General features: G+C 63.7%; 21 protein-coding genes, 1 tRNA gene and 4 pseudogenes. 13 read left to right on the plus strand and 13 right to left on the minus strand.

Features of this window, described 5'->3' with window-relative positions:
• Positions 1-264 precede the first annotated feature (264 nt).
• Positions 265-451, minus strand: a pseudogene (locus tag FJ949_RS30635) (serine/threonine protein kinase); the annotation flags it as partial.
• 221 nt (positions 452-672) lie between these two features.
• Here FJ949_RS30635 and FJ949_RS11615 point away from each other — a divergent pair.
• On the plus strand, positions 673-1,197 hold the full coding sequence (locus FJ949_RS11615) for an EF-hand domain-containing protein (protein ID WP_140495889.1): 525 nt from the start codon (positions 673-675) through the stop codon (positions 1,195-1,197).
• Positions 1,198-1,526: 329 nt separating this feature from the next.
• On the opposite strand, the pseudogene FJ949_RS30640 reads toward FJ949_RS11615, so the two are convergent.
• Positions 1,527-1,631: pseudogene (locus FJ949_RS30640) on the minus strand (DUF488 family protein); the annotation flags it as partial.
• A gap of 25 nt (positions 1,632-1,656) precedes the next feature.
• Between FJ949_RS30640 and FJ949_RS11625 the strand changes: the two are divergent.
• The 5 genes and pseudogenes from FJ949_RS11625 to FJ949_RS11635 form a co-directional block, all read left to right on the plus strand.
• Positions 1,657-1,878 (plus strand): DUF2188 domain-containing protein, encoded by a 222-nt coding sequence (locus FJ949_RS11625; RefSeq protein ID WP_140495891.1) that lies wholly within the window; start codon positions 1,657-1,659, stop codon positions 1,876-1,878.
• A gap of 26 nt (positions 1,879-1,904) precedes the next feature.
• Complete coding sequence (locus FJ949_RS31065) at positions 1,905-2,066, plus strand: multiubiquitin domain-containing protein (RefSeq protein WP_246679088.1); 162 nt, start codon at positions 1,905-1,907, stop codon at positions 2,064-2,066.
• Between the two features lie 35 nt (positions 2,067-2,101).
• Positions 2,102-2,176, plus strand: a complete 75-nt coding sequence (locus tag FJ949_RS31070; RefSeq protein WP_347439606.1) for a hypothetical protein — start codon at positions 2,102-2,104, stop codon at positions 2,174-2,176.
• Positions 2,151-2,252 (plus strand): annotated as a pseudogene (locus FJ949_RS31075) (hypothetical protein); the annotation flags it as partial. The gene FJ949_RS31070 and the pseudogene FJ949_RS31075, both read left to right, overlap by 26 nt.
• Before the next feature lie 3 nt (positions 2,253-2,255).
• Positions 2,256-2,525: pseudogene (locus FJ949_RS11635) on the plus strand (tyrosine-type recombinase/integrase); the annotation flags it as partial.
• Between the two features lie 20 nt (positions 2,526-2,545).
• Here FJ949_RS11635 and FJ949_RS11640 read toward each other — a convergent pair.
• A tRNA-Ile gene (locus tag FJ949_RS11640) sits at positions 2,546-2,621 on the minus strand.
• Positions 2,622-2,766: 145 nt separating this feature from the next.
• On the opposite strand from FJ949_RS11640, the gene FJ949_RS11645 reads away from it, so the two are divergent.
• Positions 2,767-3,477 (plus strand): SIMPL domain-containing protein, encoded by a 711-nt coding sequence (locus tag FJ949_RS11645; RefSeq protein WP_140495892.1) that lies wholly within the window; start codon positions 2,767-2,769, stop codon positions 3,475-3,477.
• 279 nt (positions 3,478-3,756) lie between these two features.
• Here FJ949_RS11645 and FJ949_RS11650 read toward each other — a convergent pair whose 3' ends face one another.
• Positions 3,757-4,113: a hypothetical protein gene (locus FJ949_RS11650; protein ID WP_140495893.1), complete on the minus strand. Its 357-nt coding sequence runs from the start codon at positions 4,111-4,113 to the stop codon at positions 3,757-3,759.
• 281 nt (positions 4,114-4,394) lie between these two features.
• A complete protein-coding gene (locus tag FJ949_RS11655) occupies positions 4,395-4,841 on the minus strand; it encodes a YcgN family cysteine cluster protein (RefSeq protein WP_140496402.1) in 447 nt (148 codons plus the stop codon).
• A gap of 197 nt (positions 4,842-5,038) precedes the next feature.
• On the opposite strand from FJ949_RS11655, the gene FJ949_RS11660 reads away from it, so the two are divergent.
• Positions 5,039-7,246 (plus strand): OmpA family protein, encoded by a 2,208-nt coding sequence (locus FJ949_RS11660; protein ID WP_140495894.1) that lies wholly within the window; start codon positions 5,039-5,041, stop codon positions 7,244-7,246.
• Positions 7,247-7,611: 365 nt separating this feature from the next.
• Here the strand turns inward: FJ949_RS11660 and FJ949_RS11665 are convergent, their stop codons facing one another.
• The 3 genes from FJ949_RS11665 to FJ949_RS11675 form a co-directional block, all read right to left on the minus strand.
• Complete coding sequence (locus tag FJ949_RS11665; protein WP_140495895.1) at positions 7,612-8,478, minus strand: NAD(P)-dependent oxidoreductase; 867 nt, start codon at positions 8,476-8,478, stop codon at positions 7,612-7,614.
• 143 nt (positions 8,479-8,621) lie between these two features.
• Positions 8,622-9,302, minus strand: coding sequence for a helix-turn-helix transcriptional regulator (locus FJ949_RS11670; RefSeq protein WP_140495896.1), 681 nt, complete (start codon positions 9,300-9,302; stop codon positions 8,622-8,624).
• An 8-nt stretch (positions 9,303-9,310) separates the two neighbouring features.
• A complete protein-coding gene (locus tag FJ949_RS11675) occupies positions 9,311-10,183 on the minus strand; it encodes a S1C family serine protease (protein ID WP_140495897.1) in 873 nt (290 codons plus the stop codon).
• 168 nt (positions 10,184-10,351) lie between these two features.
• On the opposite strand from FJ949_RS11675, the gene FJ949_RS11680 reads away from it, so the two are divergent.
• The gene (locus FJ949_RS11680) at positions 10,352-11,302 is read left to right on the plus strand and encodes a trypsin-like peptidase domain-containing protein (RefSeq protein WP_140495898.1); all 951 of its coding nucleotides are present in this window, start codon (positions 10,352-10,354) and stop codon (positions 11,300-11,302) included.
• A gap of 10 nt (positions 11,303-11,312) precedes the next feature.
• On the opposite strand, the gene FJ949_RS11685 is transcribed toward FJ949_RS11680, so the two are convergent.
• Entirely contained in the window at positions 11,313-11,738 is a 426-nt protein-coding gene (locus tag FJ949_RS11685) for a VOC family protein (protein ID WP_140495899.1), read from the minus strand.
• Between the two features lie 66 nt (positions 11,739-11,804).
• Between FJ949_RS11685 and FJ949_RS11690 the strand changes: the two genes are divergently transcribed.
• The gene (locus tag FJ949_RS11690) at positions 11,805-12,398 is read left to right on the plus strand and encodes a TetR/AcrR family transcriptional regulator (RefSeq protein WP_140495900.1); all 594 of its coding nucleotides are present in this window, start codon (positions 11,805-11,807) and stop codon (positions 12,396-12,398) included.
• Between the two features lie 42 nt (positions 12,399-12,440).
• Here the strand turns inward: FJ949_RS11690 and FJ949_RS11695 are convergent, their stop codons facing one another.
• Positions 12,441-13,394 (minus strand): LysR family transcriptional regulator, encoded by a 954-nt coding sequence (locus FJ949_RS11695; RefSeq protein WP_140495901.1) that lies wholly within the window; start codon positions 13,392-13,394, stop codon positions 12,441-12,443.
• A gap of 108 nt (positions 13,395-13,502) precedes the next feature.
• Between FJ949_RS11695 and FJ949_RS11700 the strand changes: the two genes are divergently transcribed.
• Positions 13,503-14,138, plus strand: a complete 636-nt coding sequence (locus tag FJ949_RS11700; RefSeq protein ID WP_140495902.1) for an FMN-dependent NADH-azoreductase — start codon at positions 13,503-13,505, stop codon at positions 14,136-14,138.
• Between the two features lie 55 nt (positions 14,139-14,193).
• Here the strand turns inward: FJ949_RS11700 and FJ949_RS11705 are convergent, their stop codons facing one another.
• Together FJ949_RS11705 and FJ949_RS11710 are read right to left on the minus strand one after the other, a co-directional pair.
• Positions 14,194-14,493, minus strand: coding sequence for an AzlD family protein (locus FJ949_RS11705; protein WP_140495903.1), 300 nt, complete (start codon positions 14,491-14,493; stop codon positions 14,194-14,196).
• On the minus strand, positions 14,490-15,221 hold the full coding sequence (locus FJ949_RS11710) for an AzlC family ABC transporter permease (RefSeq protein WP_140495904.1): 732 nt from the start codon (positions 15,219-15,221) through the stop codon (positions 14,490-14,492). Before FJ949_RS11710 ends, FJ949_RS11705 begins: the two co-directional genes overlap by 4 nt.
• Before the next feature lie 171 nt (positions 15,222-15,392).
• Here FJ949_RS11710 and FJ949_RS11715 point away from each other — a divergent pair, with 171 nt between their 5' ends.
• Positions 15,393-15,851: an Lrp/AsnC family transcriptional regulator gene (locus tag FJ949_RS11715; RefSeq protein WP_140495905.1), complete on the plus strand. Its 459-nt coding sequence runs from the start codon at positions 15,393-15,395 to the stop codon at positions 15,849-15,851.
• A gap of 147 nt (positions 15,852-15,998) precedes the next feature.
• Positions 15,999-17,201, plus strand: a complete 1,203-nt coding sequence (locus FJ949_RS11720; RefSeq protein WP_140495906.1) for an MFS transporter — start codon at positions 15,999-16,001, stop codon at positions 17,199-17,201.
• Positions 17,202-17,278: 77 nt separating this feature from the next.
• Here FJ949_RS11720 and FJ949_RS11725 read toward each other — a convergent pair whose 3' ends face one another.
• Positions 17,279-17,572 (minus strand): HlyU family transcriptional regulator, encoded by a 294-nt coding sequence (locus tag FJ949_RS11725; RefSeq protein WP_140495907.1) that lies wholly within the window; start codon positions 17,570-17,572, stop codon positions 17,279-17,281.
• Positions 17,573-17,642: the final 70 nt, after the last annotated feature.

A 17,642-nucleotide genomic window follows, 5' to 3' on the forward strand; every position in this document is an offset into this window, starting at 1 on the left:
AAGCCAGCAGCACCAGGAATGCTGCCGGCCGAGAGGTCAACGTGCCAATTGAGGTGAGCACGCTCGTGATCGGGCGAGTTGCCATCATCAAGAACTTTCGACTGCAACGCAGGTTCCCGTTGTGCCAAGCTCTACAATGCATGCCGGCGGAGCGCCAAGCAGTGGTGGGAGCGCATGTTCCATTCCAAGCGGCGTTCGATCATCTTTTTTAGGAGCAGCCTGCGAGCATTCTCTATCTCACCATTTCGGCAGCAACGATCACCGTGGTTTGTGTTCCTCGATTGCGCGTTCGATAGCCTTTACGCGTCTCACCCAAGCGAAGGTCGGCAGTCTGGAAATCGTCTGATGGCCGCGCCACTGACAGTCTCCGAAGCCGACAGTTCCTCAACACGGGTTCGGGCGTCCAGCCGTGTGAAGATGCAATCGCTTCCAGTTCGGCGGCGGTTTGCGTCGTCGGCGCCCGCCAAACGGTGAGTACCCCGCAGCCGTGAGCGAGGCGGCCCATCAAATGACCGAAGATGTTGTCGCTCGACATCGCTGCATCGTACTTCAGCTGCCGAACCTCACGATTTGAGCTTCTATTGTGCAGCTTGCATCCGGAACCAAAGTCTGAGGAGCAAGTTTGGCCGTGATGCCGAAGTTTGGCATGGCCATTCAAGGAAGGAAAATCCGATGAAAGTACAATGTGGGACGACGGCAGCTGCCGCTGCTTTGGTCATGTTAAGCTTGCCGGCGCTGGCCCAGACGAGTGGGACACCGGAGCTTAAGCCGCCGCCGCAGCAGTCTGGATCCACACCACTGCCAGGCCCTAACAAACAGACAGAAGACCAGACGCGTGAGATGATGCGGCAGATGATGGACGAGATGTTACAGGACAAGCTGCAGGGAGATCGCGGCCCCGAAGAAAGGCTTCCGCATCGGCAAGATTGGCACCGGGACATAGGGCAAGGGCCGCACGATGGGGACAGGATAGCTCGAAAGCCTGATCGCATGGGGCCTCGCATGATGCACGCGGCCAGGATGAAAATAATGTTTGCGATAATGGACGCCGACGGCGATGGAGCACTTTCGCAGAGCGAGATCCAGGATGTGATCGGGAGGATATTTGACGTCGTCGACGAGAACGGCGATGGCAGGATTGACTTGGAGGAGATTGAATCCTTCTCACATAGTCGCGGAAGTGGAGAGATGCAGTAGCACTTCGAACTTAGGCGCTTTTTTGGACGCTATCCCTAGCACCGGTTGGTAGTATGCCCGGCTGGTCGATCGGACCTCCATACCGATGCGAGCATGCTCGTGCAGTGACCCGAAGCAGGCAAGCGTCTCTCAATTCGTGGAACGTGCCAGAGGCCGAAGTGCCTCGGCGCTTCCAGCAAGGTTTCATGAATTGGCTCAGTTCCGCACCCTGATGGGCGGCTGGTGCAGGCAAAGCACGTATTCAAATGCAGGACTGCACAAAACCCGGCGCAAGCCGAACATCCGCCTCACACACCCGACCTTGCGCGTCTCCGATGCCGCGGCGGCGCGGACTCGCCACGACTGATCAGATAATTCGCGACGATTCTCCTGTGGCAGCGCCACCAAAGCGTTTCCGAGCACATGATGGCGCACCGCTGCTGCCTGCCGACGGACAAACGAACCTTAACGGAGACTTTCATGGGCAAAAATCAGCATGTCGTACCTCGCGACGGTCAGTGGGCGGTGCTCGGCGCCGGCAATAACCGCGCCACTTCGCTTCATCCGACCCAAGCCGGTGCGGTCGCCTCGGCAAGAGACATCGCCATCAACCAGCACAGCGAGGTGGTGATCCATCGCCCCAACGGGCAGATCCGCGACTCGAACTCTTACGGCAACGATCCCTTCCCGCCGCGCGGTTAGCGGCTTCAACACAAGGATATCCTAAAATGCAGACCCAGGAGAACGAAAAGGGCAAGGACAAGACCGTCACCATCATTGTTGACGGCAGCCCCTACGAGGTCCCGAAGAAGGACACCATCACCTACGCCGAGGTGGTGACACTAGCTTATCCCGATTATCCGCAGCACCCGAGATCACCTACTCGGTAACTTACACCCGCGGCGACGGTCACAAGCCGGAAGGCATCCTGGCTCCGGGTGGCAGCGTGAAGGTCAAGGAAGGAATGGTCTTCAGTGTTAATCGAACTGGCCAGTCATAACGACGACATCCGCCGACTGCTTGAAAAGGGCTACGCCCTGAGGATCGACACATTGCACCTCGTGGTCCGGGACGTTCCGTACCTCGCTCTCGCCGGATTGCCGAAGGGCCTTACACTGCACGGTTTGAGGAAGTCACTCGGGGTTTATCTCGCCGAGGCGGAAGCATCCACCAGGCAGATGATGGACGTTCTCGGCCATGACGATATCGACCATGCCGAACTCTATTCCCGGGAAGCGTCGCAGGTGCGTTTGGCTGTGCAGGGCATGGACCGAGTCGTAAGGCTGGTAACGCGCAAACCATTGCTTGGCGAAACCTGTTGGCCAACCTCGTGGCGAGCCACCATTTAACGCACTATAAATAACGATAATGGTGGGCCCGGAGGGACTCGAACCCCCAACCAAGCGGTTATGAGCCGCCGGCTCTAACCATTGAGCTACAGGCCCCACGCGGGCTGGATTAATGTTTTTCGCATCGCGGCACAAGGCTTTCCGGGACCGCTGGTCACAATCGTCCAAATCAGCCCATAATCGCGCCATAAGGAGCCGCGTGCGCCCGCTGGGCGTGGATATGCTTACCCGAGGAGATTTCATGACCAGACCTCTTTTGCCCCTCGCACTCGCCGCCGCCATCGCCTTTCCGACGCTGGCCGCGGCCGCTGAGTCGCCGACACCGCCCCGTATCGTGGTTTCGGGCGAAGGGGCGGCGACCGTAGCGCCCGACCTGGCGGTCCTGACGCTCAGCGTCATGCGCGAAGCCAAGACGGCGCGCGCCGCACTGGATGCCAACAACGACGCCATGGCGGCCGTGATCGCCGCGATGAAGTCGGCCGGCATCAAGGACCGCGACCTCCAGACCGCGGGCATCCAGATCAATCCGCGCTATAACTACACAAACAAGCCCGACGGCGGCCAGGAGGCCGAATTGATTGCTTACCAGGTAACCAACACACTGTCGGTGCGCGTGCGCGACGTCGACAAGACCGGTGAGATCCTCGACAAGGCGGTGTCGCTGGGCGTCAACCAGGGCGGCGGCATCGTCTTCACCAACGACAATCCGGCTGCCACCGTCACCGAAGCGCGCAAAAAGGCGGTGGCCGATGCCATGGCCAAGGCCAAGACGCTGGCGGAAGCAGCCGGCGTCAGTATAGGCCGGGTGATCGAAATCACTGACCAGAACATCGCGCCGCCACCGATGCCGATCAACGCCAAGGCCTTCGACGCGGCCGTCGGTGCTGCTCCGGTGCAGGCCGGCGAGAACGCCTACAATGTCCAGGTCACCGTTACCTTCGAACTGAAATAAGCGTCTTCGATGGTCCATGGCCGAGCCCGACCCTGAACCGTCCGCCGTGGTGCATGAAAAACCCGCGGGATCGCTCCCGCGGGTTTTTTGAGCCGCATTCTTCCCGAAGGAAAGCGGCTCCACTACTCCAGACCGACCTTCGCAGAAGGTCGTGTCTCCAGACTGATCCTGAAAGGATCATGTCTCCAGACGGATCTTCGCAGAGGGTGGTGTCTGCGACTGATCCCGCAGAGGATCATGTCGCTACCAACCCTCGCAGAAGGTCGCGCCTTAAGAGGCTCAGCGGTTGATGATAGGGCAACCACGCTCGTTGGCGAACACGATGACGACGCGGTCGCCATACTGGCGGCCCATCACCTTGACCGTGCGGCGGCTGACGTCGACGATGCGGGCACGGTGCAGCCCCATGCGTTCGGCCTTGTTCAGGGCCCAGTCGGGCGAACAGCCGCGGCGCCAGTCGTCGCGGCGTTCATCACGGCGGTGGCGATAGCCGTCATCCCCGGCATAGACGCCGAAGCGCGGATCGTTGTTGTTGCCGAAGCCCAGGTAAAGGCTGTCGGCATGGGCGGGAACGGCCGCCAGCGTACCGAGGCCGACGAGGGCCGAAAGGGCTGCCGTTTTCACCGTGTTGAACATGGTCTTCTCTCCTTGTTGCGGGCTCTCGCCCGTCCTCTTGAAATCGATGATGGGAGAATGCACCCGCCTGTCTGAACTATTTACGAACCCGCCGTTCATCCGCGGTTCATGTGGCGGAAAAAGGAAGCTTCTGCCGGTTTTCCAACAATGTGCCCCAAACGTCTCGCATGGTTCCTGGTTCCTGCGCGCCCTTGCGGACACCGGCCTCAGGGCTCGTCATCCCGATGCGAGCTATGGCTCGTCATCCCGATGCGCGCTATGGCTCGTCATCCCGATGCGAGCTATGGCTCGTCATCGAGCATATAGTCGAAATAATCCTCCGGCTCGGCCAGGTCCGTCTCGCTGGCCTTGACCCGGCCGCGCATCGACATGCCGGCTTCATGCACCGTCTCGGCACTGCCCGACACCAGACGGTGCCACCAGTAGAGATCGCGCCCCTCCGCGACCAGCCGGTAGGCGCAGGTGCTGGGCAGCCAACTGATGGTGCGTACATTTTGCGGCGTCAGCCCGACGCAATCGGGAACGCGCGCCAGCCGGTTGTGATAGTCCGAACAGCGGCATGTCTGCGCGTCGAACAGGCGGCAGCCGACGCTGGTCCAGTAGATGTCGCCAGTATCCTCGTCCTCGAGCTTCGACAGGCAGCATTTGCCGCAGCCGTCGCAGAGCGATTCCCACTCGGCCGGGCTCATTGCTTCCAGCGTCTTTGTTTTCCAGAACGGCGTTTCCATCTCCGGCATGTGGCCCCAGCCGCCGCGAAGGTCAAGCAGGGCAAAGGCTGGAATGGGGCGGCACCCCCGTCGAAAGACATGAAGTTGCCTTCAAAAGGCCGGCCAATCGCCCCGTACGGTCCCTAACCATGAGCCGCCGGAACCAATTTCGTTAAAATCGGTTTCGGCAAGGATGGGACCCCACAAGGAGAATTTCGATGAAACGCCAACCACGGATTCTGGCAGGCACCGCACTCGGCCTGCTGATGGCATCCGCGCCGTTGGGCGCATCCCCGCTTCAGGGAAGTGCCGCGTTCGGCCCCATGCGAGACAGCGCAATGCCGCTGGTCCTGGCCCAGGACACCCAGACTGACGATGCACAGCAGAGCGATCAGGAACTGCTACGCAAGAAGAAGCGCGATCAGCAACAACAGCAGACCGAACAGGCACCCGCACAGCAGCCCGCGCCAGCCGCCGAGGAACAACAGCCACGCAGGAAGAAGCGCGATCAGCAGCAGGTCGAGCAGGCGCCCGCTGGTGAAGCCGCGCCCGCCGTCGAGGAACAACAACCGCGCAGGAAGAAGCGCGATCAGCAACAGCAGACCGAACAAGCCCCCGCGCAGCAGGCCGCACCAGCTGCCGAGGAACAACAGCCACGCAGGAAGAAGCGCGACCAGCAGCAGGTCGAGCAGGCGCCCGCCGGTGAAGCCGCGCCCGCTGTCGAGGAACAGCAGCCGCGCAGGAAGAAGCGCGACCAGCAGCAGCAGACCGAGCAGGCGCCAGCCGGTGAGGCAGCACCCGCCACCGAGGAACAGCAGCCGCGCAGGAAGAAGCGCGACCAACAACAGCAGACCGAACAGGCACCGGCGGGCCAAACGGAACCTGCCAACGACAACCAGCGCAAGAAGCGCAAACAGGAGCAGCAGGCCGAGCCCAGCGCCGTGCCGACACCGAAGGAAGCACCTGCCGCAGAAGCACCCAAGGCAGAACCGGCACCCTCAGGCGAGAGGCCGGCAGCCCAGGGCGAACAACCCCAAGACAAGAGGAAAAAGAACGCCAGACAACCGGCTAGCGAGCAGCCGGCCAATGGCGAACAGCAGCCGGCCAATGGCGAACAACAGCAAACCGGCAGGCAGCCTGCAACGGGCGAGCAGCCGGCCACGGGTGAACAGCCCAGTGCCGGCAAGGCCGCGCCTGTCCAGGGGCAAAACCCCGAGCAGGCCGAGACGTCCGCCGACAAGAACGCTGCCCCCATTCTCGACAGCCAGAAGGATGCCAGACGCCGCGGCCGCGGCGAGAACGGCCAGGCCAGCAGGAACCCCGCCAACCAGAATGGCGAGCAGCAAAACGGCGAGCAGCAGAATGGTGGGCAAAACGCCCGGCAGGGCGGTGCTCAGGGCCGCCAACCCGCGGTCGCTCCCGTCGACCAGGGTCCGCCCCCGACCGACGATAGAGCTGCTCAGCAGGAGATCAAACCGGAAAAAATCGTCCCGGTTACCGAGGAGAAGGGCAAACGCCTCGAGCGCGCACCGGACGAGAACATCCGCGACCGCCGCCGCCCGAAGGGTGTCGACGTGCTCAAGGAGATCGGCGATCGCGTCATCATTCAGCTCAACGATCAGACATACGTTCAGAGCAGTGACCGGCCGCGCCTGACCCGCGGCGCCAAGGATGTCTACTATGAGGATCTGTCGCAAGGCCGCACGCGCGAGACAGTCGAGCGCGACAACGGCGTGCAGATCGTCACCATCCGCAACCGCTACGGCGACATCATCCAGCGGTCGCGCATCATGCCCGACGGTCATGAGTATGTGTTGAGCTATGTCGACGAACGAAGCTACGACGACGATAACGATTGGCGCGATCCGGGCGACGACCTACCACCGATGCGGCTGACCATTCCGCGCCGGGACTACATCCTTGACTCCGAAGAGGTCGAAAGCCCGGACGACTACTACACCTTCCTCGAGCAACCGCCGGTGGAGAAGGTGCAGCGCCTCTATTCGATCAACGAGGTCAAGCGTTCCGCACGGGTGCGCGACATTGCCCGGCGCATCGATCTTGACACGCTGAACTTCGAATTCGGCTCTTCCTCGATCTCCGATGCCGAGGTGCAGAAGCTCGAGGGTGTCGCCACGGCCATGGAGAAGCTGTTGAAGAAAAACCCGGCCGAGACTTTCCTGATCGAAGGCCACACCGACGCTGTCGGCACACCGGAGGCGAACCTCGCTCTGTCGGACCGCCGCGCCGAAGCGGTGGCCGAAGCGCTGACCAACGCCTTCGGCATACCGCCTGAAAACCTGACCACGCAGGGCTATGGCGAGGAATATCTGAAGGTCGACACCTCAGGCCCCAACCGCGAGAACCGGCGTGTCGCCATCCGCCGCATCACCTCGCTGGTGGCGCCGGTGGCGAGCAACAACTGACCATGGTCGGGAAAGCTGGAAACCGGCTTTCGGAAAAGATCATGATCCATCAAATGTCTGCATTTCCAGACGCTTGAGCAGGCTTCTGGAATCGGATCGGTAAAAGGCCCATCCCGGCTAAACCGGGATGGGCGAGATCGCGGGCAACGGCCCCAAGTTCAACAAGAATTGTCCTGGCGTTAGATCCCGCTCATTGAATCGCGAGGTGGCCTACCCCAGATTCAGGATCGGGCGTTCCCTGCCCCGTCCCGACTCCAGCGGGACGCACTGAGCCCCGCCGGCCCTCTCCGGCGGGGCTTTTTGCTCAGAGCAACTCCAGGAAAATCTGAAACCGAGTTTCATCCGGAATTGCGCCTCGAGACAGCTTAGAAAGCCGTCCTGATCTTCGTGTCGGAATTGGCAAACACCTCGTCCGGGACAAAAAAGTCGCCGGCCAGCGGCCCGGCCGCACCCGGCGCATACACCGAAAAATCGCTGATCCCCTCGGCGCGCAGCACTTCCTCGTCGATGTAGAAATTGCCGGTCGCTTCGCGTGATGGCCGCATGAAGATGGCATGCGCGGCATCGGCCATGATTTCGGGCGAACGGCTCATCGCGGCCACCGTCGCGCCGCCCAGAAGATTGCGCACCGCCGCGGTATCGATGGTCGAGATCGGCCACAGCGAATTGACCGCGATGCCGTCCTTGGCGAACTCCGCGCTCATGCCCAGCGTGCACATGGACATGCCGAACTTGGCCATGGTGTAGGCGACATGGTTCTTGAACCACTTGGCCTTCATGTCGAGCGGCGGCGCCAGATTCAGGATATGAGGATTCCCGGCCAACTTCAGGTGCGGAATGCACATTTTGGAAACGAGAAACGTGCCGCGCGTGTTGATCTGGTGCATCAGGTCGTAACGCTTCATGTCGGTTTCCAGGGTCCCGGTGAGCTGGATGGCGCTGGCATTGTTGACACAGATATCGATGCCGCCGAATTTTTCGACCGTCTTCGACACCGCTTCGGCCACTTGCGCCTCCTCGCGAATGTCGCACAGGACCGGCAGCGCCTTGCCGCCGGCTTGCTCGATCTCTTCAGCGGCGGTGTAGATCGTGCCCGGCAGTTTCGGATGTGGCTCGGCGGTCTTGGCCGCGATCGTCACATTGGCGCCGTCGCGCGCGGCGCGCAAGGCGATCGCCAGCCCGATGCCGCGCGACCCGCCGGAGATGAACAGCGTCTTTCCCTTGAGCGACATTTTTCCTCCGCTTGCATTGTCCGGTGGCGCGATCCTTGCCTGTGGCGGTCCCGGATACAAGAGCTTGCGGCGGCAGGCCATGCTGACGCTGCGGAGGGTCCATTCGTTGGCGATGATCGTCAAATTCCGGCTGAGACGTCACCTCAGACCAACACCAGCCCCTGCCGCATGGCAATGGCGATGGCATCCGTTCGGTTGGCGGCGCCGAGCTTGATCAGGATCGCTGCGACGTGGAACTTCGCCGTATGCACGGAAATGTCGAGCCGCCGCGCGATTACCTTGTTGGGGGCGCCCTCGGCCAGCAGCGCCAGCACTTCCGCTTCTCGCGGCGACAGCGCCGGGCGGGCGGCATGCTCGTCGGGATGCTCCTCGTCGAAAAGGCCGTCGCCGCCAATATCGCCGCCGTGGAAATCATCGCGGCGGCCAGGAACGGATCCGCTGTCGCCAAAGACGCGGTAGCCGGCCGCCGCCAGCCTGGCGGCGGCCGCAATCAGCATTGCATCCGCCGCCGTCGGCAGCACGGCGAACACCTGCCCCTGCGGCCGTGCCAGGCCGGCCTGCGAAGACAACAGCACCCGCGCGGTCGCGGCGGGAACGGCGTCGCCCTTCCCTGTTCCCGCACCCGTGGGGCCGGCGGTCTCGTCGACGATGGCGACATCAACCGCTTCGCTGCTGCCCGGCGTCACCGGCAGCAGATCGTCGGTCGCGGCAAGCGACGCGGACAGCCGCTCGGCGCGCGCGGCATCACCGAGCGCGACCAGCACGACCAGCTGCCGCTCGCCGGTGCCGCTTTGCGTCATCTCGCCTGTCGCGATCGCGTCCATCAATCCTCTCAGCTGAGCGGCTTTTCGCCGACCGTCAGCGCCACGTCGCGCTGTTCTCCGCCGCGCACGACACCGAGCGTAACCGAAGCTCCGGCGCTGTCGGGCCCGAGCCTGCGGATCAGCTCGCGCGGGCCGCTCACCGCCTCGCCGTTCCAGGCGACGATGATGTCGCCGAGGGAAAGGCCGGCGGCCTTGGCCGGACCGTTGTCATCAAGGCTCATGACGATGGCGCCGCGGGCCTCGCCGTCGCGGATCGGATGCAAGCCGGCGCCGAGATAGCCGCGGGCGACATGGCCTTTTTCGCGCAGCGTCGCGACCGCCCGCTCGATCGTCTCGTAAGGCATGACCAGCGCGCGGCCGCGCGGCCCGAACAACAGCATGCCGATCAGCGCGCCCTTGGCATCGAGCACCGGGCCGCCCTCGAAACGGCCGCCGGCGCCCACCGCCAGGTTGATGCGCCGGTCGATGGTGCCGCCGCGCATTGAGCGCCAGGCCGGGCCGACTTCGCCGACCGAGCCTGAAACTGCCAACGCCGAACCCCGGCTGTTGCCGATGGCGACGGCAATGTTGCCGGGCCGCACCGCATCCGCCCTGGCCAACGGCTCGGCATTGGTAGCACCGGCCGGCTTGAGCAGGGCGACGCCGGTCGAGGGATCGCGGCCGACAAGATCGGCCTTCACCGTCTCGCCCGAAGCCAGCGTCAGCTCGATCTCCTCGCCGGCCTCGACGGCTTCCTCGGCGGCAACGAAGTAGCCGTCGCGCCAATGGAAAGCGCTCGCTGTGCGATGATTGTGGGTGGTGAAGCTCGCGGTCGCCGGTGCCGCCTTGGCTGCCAGATCGGCAATGGCTTCCGAAAAGGCACTTAGATTGAATTCGCTCATAACAGTCTCCTGGGTTCATCCATGCCCCAGATATCGCGCGGCAGCGCGCTTGGAGATACTCGCCTGACGGCTAGTCGGCCGGGCGACTGGCCATCTGGTCAGGTCGCGGCGGATGAAGCCGCTCCGCACATATAGTCATCGTTGCGCCTGAAAACATGGAGCCTGCCAATGGCCGTTGCTGCCGCCAAATTCCAATCCGACGCCGCGCTGCTCGACGCCTACTCGACGACGGTGGCCGATGCTGTCGACCGCATCGGCCCGGCCGTCTGCCGCATCGAGCGCATCGGTGGCCAGGGCGGGCATGGGTCGGGCTTCGTCATTGCGCATGATGGGCTCGTCGTCACCAACTTCCACGTCGTCGGCGATGCCAGAACGGTGCGCGTATCGATGCCCGACGGCGCCTCCAGCGAAGGCCGCGTGCTCGGCCGCGACGCCGACACCGACATCGCGCTGGTGCGCGCCGACGGCAGCTTTGCCGATGTCGCGCCGCTGGGCGATTCCAAGCGCCTGCGGCGCGGCCAGATCGCCATAGCCATCGGCAACCCGCTCGGCTTCGAATGGACCGTCACCTCGGGCGTCGTCTCGGCGCTCGGCCGCTCGATGCGCGCTTCCACCGGGCGGCTGATCGACGACGTCATCCAGACCGACGCCGCGCTCAACCCCGGCAATTCCGGCGGACCGTTGGTATCCTCGGCGGGCGAGGTGATCGGCGTCAACACCGCCATGATCCATGGTGCGCAAGGCATTGCCTTTGCCGTCGCCTCCAACACCGCCAATTTCGTCATTTCGGAGATCATCCGTTTCGGCCGCGTCCGTCGCGCCTTCATCGGGGTGTCGGCCGACACCGTCAACCTGCCCCGTCGCGCAGCCCTTCTGTCACAAGTATCGAGCAAGACCGCGGTTCGGCTGCGCGGCGTCGAGAAGGAGGGCCCTGCGGCCAAGGCCGGCCTCAGGGAAGGCGATATCGTCGCCGCGATAGACGGCCGACCGGTCACCGGCGTCGACGACCTGGTGCGTTTGCTCGACGCCGAGCGGATCGGCCGCGAGACGCGGTGCACGGTGGTGCGCCGCACCGGCGTCAGCCAGGTGACAGTGACGCCAGTGGCAAGGGCTGGTTGAGGGTTTCCACTCAGGCGCTCACTGCACCCTGCGCATACTGTGCCAGGAATTCCTCGCTTGGCGGGATCGGCTTGATGACATCGATCAGGACGCCGTTGGGATCCCTGGTGATGAAATGGCGCTGGCCAAAAGGCTCGTCGCGCAGGGACCGAAGGATGGGCAGGCCGGCGGCTGTGATCCGCTCATAGACCGCATCGGGATCACGGACTTCGAAGTTGATCAGCAGGCCCGAGCTCCGACCCCGTCCCTCTTCCGGGATCGTCTCATGGTCGCCTTGCACGATACCGAGATTGACGCGCTTGCTCTCCACCGATTGCAGATGCACGTACCAGTCGCTCGTAAACAGCGGCCGGAAGGCGAAATGTTCGACATAGAACGCCGCTGTGCCGGCAACGTCCCCGGTCATCAGCACCGGATAATAGCTGGTCGTCTTCATCTTTCCTTCTCCCGTCAAGCAACATACAGTCTGCATGTAAATTGAATTAACATACAGGCTGCATGTATGCAACAGAGATCAGCGCGCCGTTCGAACCGTGACCGCACCGAGGCGACACGCGCCGATCTGATCGCCGCGGCGCGAAAACTGTTCATCGAAAAATCCTACGCCGAGACCGGCACACCAGAGATCGTCGCCGCGGCCGGCGTGACGCGCGGCGCGCTCTACCACCACTTCTCCGACAAGCAGGCGCTGTTCGGCGCCGTCGTCGAGCAGGAGGCTCAGGCGGTGGCGCGGGAGATCGAGGGCGCAGCGCCGCCTTCGCTCAATGCCCGCGACGCGCTCATTGCCGGCTCCGACGCCTATCTTGCCGCCATGCGCGCGCCCGGCCGCACGCGGCTCCTGCTGCTCGACGGCCCGGCCGTGCTCGGCCGCGCCGAAATGGACGCCATCGACAACCGCCATGGCAATCGCTCGCTGCGCGAAGGGCTGGTCGCGGCGATGCGGGCGCGGACCATAAAGAAGCTTCCGGCCGAAGCGACGACCGCCCTGCTCGCCGCCGCCTTCGACCGCGCGGCACTTGCCATTGAGGCGGGCGGTTCGGCCGAAGACTACCGCACCGTTCTCACGGCACTGATCGATGGGTTGTCCCGCGCGTGATCCGAGGCTTCCCGCCGATGAGATCCAGGGCAAAGGTTGGAATCAAATCTGTGCGCTGGAAATTTCCGGCTCTTCGTCGGGCGCCTCGCCCGGCTCGAACTCGTTGAAGCAGCCAAGTTGGCGCTTGAACTGGTCGATCAGCCAGGCCGCCGCCGGCTTCGGGCTGCGGTCGGCGCGGTGCATGGCATAAAGCGGCGAACGCACCTCCCTGAAAGGCTCGAGGTCGAGTTCCACGAGACGGCCGGTAGCCAGATCGTCAGCGATCAGCCAACGCGGCAGCCCGCCCCAGCCCAGCCCCTCACGCATCAACATATGTTTGGTGCGCAGGTCCGTCAGTCGCCAGGTTCGGTAGGCGAAGACGCCAAAATCGCGCCCCTTGGTACGCTCGGACTGGTCGGTGACGACGAGTTGTGTGTGTTCGCGCGCGTCCTCGATCGCGACCGGTTTGGGCAGCAGCGCCAGCGGGTGGGTGGGCGCGGCCGCCAGCACTATCGACATGAAGCCTATGCCCACCAGGTGGACGTCGACATCGCCCAGCAGGCCGCCAATGCCGAGATCGGCCTGGCCACCGACAACATGGTCGGGGATTACGCCGAGTGTGCCGATGTGCAGGCGCAGCATCACGGTCGGAAATTGCGCCTCGAACGCCTTGAGCACCCGCACCAGCACTGGCGAAGGCAGCGCCGCATCCACCGACAGCGCGACTTCCGCCTCCAGCCCCCGATGGTGACCATCGACGCGCGAGCGTATGCGGTGCAGCACGCTGATCATCCGCCGCGCGTCTTCCAGCATCGCCCGACCGATCTCGGTCAGCTGCGGCTCTCGCGTGCCCTCGCGCTCGAACAGCTTCAGCCCGAGTTGCGCCTCGAGATTGGCGATGCCGTAGCTGATGACGGATTGCGCCCGGTTGAGCTTGCGGCCGGCGGCGGAAAAACTGCCGGTGTCGGCAACGGCCACGAGGATCTGAAGCTGGTCGAGTGTCGGGTTGGGTTGCATTATTGTATCTAATTAATGGATGGATCGTATAGAAAATATACCAGTTTATCTGATGGATCGAAAGCCCATATGTAGCGGGACAATCCAATTCCACTGGAGAGACCCACCATGTCCATTCTTCTCGTCACGTCGAGCCCGCGCGGCGCGGCCTCGCACTCGACCCGTATCGCCACCGAATTCGCTCAGAAGCTGCTCGCCGCCGACCCGTCGAACACGCTTGTCGTGCGCGACCTCGTCGCCAACCCGCTGCCGCATATCGATACCGACTATGCGACCGGCATATACACCCCTGCCGAAGCCCGCACGCCGCGTCAGGCCGAAGTGGTCGGGGTCTCGGATGCCGTGCTCGACGAACTGTTTGCCGCCGACACGGTGATCCTGGCCACCGGCTTCATCAACTTCAACATCTCCTCGACGCTGAAGTCCTGGGTCGACCATGTCGCCCGATCCGGCAAAACCTTTGCTTACGGCGAAAATGGCCCCAAAGGCCTCGTCACCGGCAAGAAGGTCTATATCGTGCTGGCATCCGGCGGCATCTACTCGGAAGGCGCGGCTGTGCAGTTCGATCACGCCGTTCCTTATTTGCGCTCGGTGCTCGGCTTCATCGGCATGACCGACGTCGACGTCATCCGCATCGAAGGCGTCGCCAAGGGTCCTGACGCAGTCAGCGAAGCGCTCGCCAAGGCAACCGCCAAGGTCGACGCCGTGGTGGCTGCCAGCCGGGATGTCGCGGCAGCCGCGTAAAAGCTCTGATTGCCAACCAGATCGAAGGCAGGCGCCCGCGCCTGCCTTTTTTGGCCTATCCAATGATGTGCCGCAGCAGTCCCGCCGAAGCGACCCCGATCAGCACGGTCGGCAGCATCGAAAATCGCGTGGCGGCAATCAGCGTGACGGCCAGAGCCAGAAGATCGGCCGGGTTTTTCGAGACGAAGGCAGGCGCGATCACCGAGATCAGCACGCAGCCGGGCGCCGCCTCCATCACGGCCGTTGCCCGCGCGCTGAGCACCCGATTGCGCAGCACGACATAGCCGCCGACGCGGCTGAGGTACGTGACACCGGCCATCAGCACGATGGTGAGAAGCGTCTGCGCGTCGATCATGCCTCATCCCTCCACAACAGCCAGGCCGAGACCAGCCCCGCCAGCGCGCCCGCCGCTACATACCAGGCGCCGGGAACGAAAAGGTAGGTCAGCGCCGCGATGATCAGACTGACCAGCCACGGCCGCGCAGCGGCAACATCCTTCCACATGCCGCGCAGCAGTACCAGGAAGACGGCCGCGAACGCCATGTCGAAGCCGTAGGTCTCGGCGTCGCCCAGCACCGGGCCGAGCAAGGCGCCAATTATGGTGAAGGCCACCCAGGTCAGGTACATCGCCAGTGCCGCGCCCATATAGTAGCGCCGGCTGAAGGCCGGCGCGACGCCGTCGGCGGCGCGCCGTTTGGCGTCGGCCAGGCCGAGCGCCCAGCTTTCGTCGCACATGAAGAACAGCGCGGAAAACGCCTTGCGCCGCGGCAGGTCGCGCAGGAACGGCGCCAGTGCCGCCCCCATCAGGAGATGGCGGCTGTTGACCAGGAAGGTGATGGCGACGATGAGCAGGACATGCGGCGGCGACGTCCACAGCTGGATCGCCGCGAATTCCGAGCCGCCAGCGAAGTTCAGTCCCGTCAGCAGCGACAGTTCTGCGGTGCTGAGCCCTCTCTGTGTGGCCTGTGCACCAAGCACCAGCGCATAAGGGATGGTGCCGAACAGCACGGGCGCGCAGGAGGCCACGCCCCGCCGGAACTCGGAGTTCAATCCGCCGCCCGCCGCCGATCTCGCAATGCTCATGATCTTCCTCCGGCCGCGCCGCGCGGCCGCCTCTGCCGGTTCCGTTGGATGTCGCTGATGTCAGGGCGACCATAGCCGCCAGGCCTCGCAATTTGGTTGCGAAGATTGTTGTCTTTCATCAAATTTTGGCATCTTGTACCATTAATCACCAGAGAAACGGAATTTAGAGCCATGAAACTTGACGAGATCGACAGGCGCATCCTGCGGGCGCTGCAGCGCGATGGGCGCATGGCCAACAATGAGCTGGCCGCTGAAGTCGGCCTGTCGCCGTCCCCGTGCCTGCGCCGCGTCAAGCTCCTGGAGGAGGCCGGCGTCATCGACCGCTACGTCGCAGTGCTCAATCCGGCCCGCATCGGCAAGGGCCTGACCTTCTTCACCCGCATCTGGCTGAAAGCGCAGGACGAAGACACGATCGAGCATTTCGCCACCGAAGTGGCCAAGCTGCCGCAGGTGATGGAATGTTATCTGATGCTCGGCGACTGCGACGCCATGGTGCGCGTGGTGGCGGCCGGCATCGACGACTACCGCCGCTTCCAGTCGGAACATCTCAGCCGCATCAAGGGCGTGCAGAACGTCAAGACCGACGTTCCCAGCCAGACCATCAAATACACATCGGAACTGCCGATCTAGGCGCCGGGAAATGGCCTCATCTCAGACTGGATAAAAAATGCAACCGGATTGTAGGATTGGTGCCGGCGCCGGCGTCCTTCGGACGCAAGCGGCAGGCCAAGTCAGGCCGTGCCGCACAACAAATGCCTTACGGCATGGGAGAAAACCATGAACCTTTCCTATCGTTGGGTCATTGTCGCGGCCGGCGCGCTGATGTCCTGTGTCGCCATCGGCACGATGTTTTCGCTGGCGATCTTCCTCGAGCCGATGGCGCTCGATACCGGTTGGTCACGCGCCGGCATATCGAGCGCGATGACGCTCAATTTCCTGGTCATGGGCCTTGGCGGCTTCGCCTGGGGCGCGCTGTCGGACCGCTTCGGCGCCCGCATCGTCGTCACGGTCGGCGCGGTGCTCCTCGGCCTGGCGTTGGTGCTGGCCAGCCGTGCGGGCTCGCTTGTCACCTTCCAGATCACCTTTGGCGTGCTCGTCGGGCTCGCGGCCAGCGCCTTCTTCGCACCGATGATCGCGCTTACAACAGGCTGGTTCGACACCAATCGCGGCCTTGCCGTGTCGCTGGTCTCGGCCGGCATGGGCGTCGCGCCGATGACGATCTCGCCCTTCGCCCGCTGGCTGATCTCGGCCTATGAATGGCGCACCGCCATGTTCGACATCGGCATCATGGCTTGGGTGCTGCTCCTGCCGGCGGTGCTTCTGGTGCGCCAGCCACCGAAGCCTGTCGTGACCGACACTGGCTCCTCGCCGGTTGCCGAGGGCGCCGGCCTGAGCGTCGGCCAAGCGCTGCGCTCGCCGCAATTCATCGTGCTGGGGCTGACCTTCTTCGCCTGTTGCGCGGCGCATTCGGGGCCGATTTTCCACATGGTCAGCTATGCCATGCTGTGCGGCGTGGCACCCATGGCCGCCGTCTCGATCTACAGCGTCGAGGGCCTTGCCGGGCTTGGCGGGCGTCTGCTCTATGGCGTGCTCGCCGACAGGCTTGGCGTCAAGCCGGTGCTGATCGCCGGCTTGTTGATCCAGGCCGTGGTGATCGCCGCCTATCTCTCGATCAGTCAGCTCGGCCAGTTCTACATGCTGGCCGTCGTCTTCGGCGCCACCTATGGCGGCGTCATGCCCCTCTACGCAGTGCTGGCGCGCGAATATTTCGGCCAGCGCATCCTGGGCACCGTGTTCGGCGCCGCCACCATGCTGTCCAGCCTCGGCATGGCGCTCGGCCCGCTCGCCGGCGGCATGGTGTTCGACGCCTACGCCAACTACCATTGGCTGTTCATCGGTTCGGCCCTCATCGGGCTGGGTGCGGCGGGCATCGCCATCGCCTTCCCGCCACTGCCGCGCAGAGCGTTGCAGCCGGCATAGCGGAGCAAACGAAAGGGCCGGCCCATATCTGGACCGGCCCTCGGATCTCTGGAATTCTTGAGCCGTTCGTCGGCGGTCTACCCGAACATCCGCTCGCCCTGCTCGTCGACGAGCTGGATGCCCTTCTTGATCGAGATGTCGACGGCGTCGTCCAACCCGGCGAAGCGATCGGCGCGGATGAATCTGTGTTCCTTCAGGACGCCGTCGACGTCCTTGGAGACGACGCCGCAGGTCTGGTACTGGCCATCGGCCTTGTAGGGCGTGGCGCTGATCGTGAAACCCTTGTGCTCCACCTGCTTGGCCGGTGCGGCGCTCTTTGGCTCGGCCGCTTCATCACCGCCACCGCCGAAAAGACGCTTCAGAAAAGACATCGGGCTTCCTCCAACAGCATTCATCCCGCACCACATAATGTGGCGCAGGATGAATTTCACTATCGCTCCT

Origin of the sequence: Mesorhizobium sp. B2-4-1 (assembly GCF_006442185.1) — a bacterium.
In the GTDB taxonomy this organism is placed as follows: Bacteria; Pseudomonadota; Alphaproteobacteria; order Rhizobiales; family Rhizobiaceae; genus Mesorhizobium.

What these genes read in the sequence shown, in the direction of transcription:
- FJ949_RS11660 (WP_140495894.1), top strand. Translation starts at nt 5,039, where the DNA reads ATGAAACGCCAACCACGGATTCTGGCAGGCACCGCACTCGGCCTGCTG.
- FJ949_RS11670 (WP_140495896.1), bottom strand. Translation starts at nt 9,302, where the DNA reads ATGGACGCGATCGCGACAGGCGAGATGACGCAAAGCGGCACCGGCGAG.
- FJ949_RS11645 (WP_140495892.1), top strand. Translation starts at nt 2,767, where the DNA reads ATGACCAGACCTCTTTTGCCCCTCGCACTCGCCGCCGCCATCGCCTTT.
- FJ949_RS11690 (WP_140495900.1), top strand. Translation starts at nt 11,805, where the DNA reads ATGCAACAGAGATCAGCGCGCCGTTCGAACCGTGACCGCACCGAGGCG.
- FJ949_RS11655 (WP_140496402.1), bottom strand. Translation starts at nt 4,841, where the DNA reads ATGGAAACGCCGTTCTGGAAAACAAAGACGCTGGAAGCAATGAGCCCG.
- FJ949_RS11625 (WP_140495891.1), top strand. Translation starts at nt 1,657, where the DNA reads ATGGGCAAAAATCAGCATGTCGTACCTCGCGACGGTCAGTGGGCGGTG.
- FJ949_RS11700 (WP_140495902.1), top strand. Translation starts at nt 13,503, where the DNA reads ATGTCCATTCTTCTCGTCACGTCGAGCCCGCGCGGCGCGGCCTCGCAC.
- FJ949_RS11685 (WP_140495899.1), bottom strand. Translation starts at nt 11,738, where the DNA reads ATGAAGACGACCAGCTATTATCCGGTGCTGATGACCGGGGACGTTGCC.
- FJ949_RS11705 (WP_140495903.1), bottom strand. Translation starts at nt 14,493, where the DNA reads ATGATCGACGCGCAGACGCTTCTCACCATCGTGCTGATGGCCGGTGTC.
- FJ949_RS31065 (WP_246679088.1), top strand. Translation starts at nt 1,905, where the DNA reads ATGCAGACCCAGGAGAACGAAAAGGGCAAGGACAAGACCGTCACCATC.
- FJ949_RS11675 (WP_140495897.1), bottom strand. Translation starts at nt 10,183, where the DNA reads ATGAGCGAATTCAATCTAAGTGCCTTTTCGGAAGCCATTGCCGATCTG.
- FJ949_RS11665 (WP_140495895.1), bottom strand. Translation starts at nt 8,478, where the DNA reads ATGTCGCTCAAGGGAAAGACGCTGTTCATCTCCGGCGGGTCGCGCGGC.
- FJ949_RS11695 (WP_140495901.1), bottom strand. Translation starts at nt 13,394, where the DNA reads ATGCAACCCAACCCGACACTCGACCAGCTTCAGATCCTCGTGGCCGTT.
- FJ949_RS11650 (WP_140495893.1), bottom strand. Translation starts at nt 4,113, where the DNA reads ATGTTCAACACGGTGAAAACGGCAGCCCTTTCGGCCCTCGTCGGCCTC.
- FJ949_RS11680 (WP_140495898.1), top strand. Translation starts at nt 10,352, where the DNA reads ATGGCCGTTGCTGCCGCCAAATTCCAATCCGACGCCGCGCTGCTCGAC.
- FJ949_RS11725 (WP_140495907.1), bottom strand. Translation starts at nt 17,572, where the DNA reads ATGTCTTTTCTGAAGCGTCTTTTCGGCGGTGGCGGTGATGAAGCGGCC.
- FJ949_RS11710 (WP_140495904.1), bottom strand. Translation starts at nt 15,221, where the DNA reads ATGAGCATTGCGAGATCGGCGGCGGGCGGCGGATTGAACTCCGAGTTC.
- FJ949_RS11615 (WP_140495889.1), top strand. Translation starts at nt 673, where the DNA reads ATGAAAGTACAATGTGGGACGACGGCAGCTGCCGCTGCTTTGGTCATG.
- FJ949_RS11720 (WP_140495906.1), top strand. Translation starts at nt 15,999, where the DNA reads ATGAACCTTTCCTATCGTTGGGTCATTGTCGCGGCCGGCGCGCTGATG.
- FJ949_RS11715 (WP_140495905.1), top strand. Translation starts at nt 15,393, where the DNA reads ATGAAACTTGACGAGATCGACAGGCGCATCCTGCGGGCGCTGCAGCGC.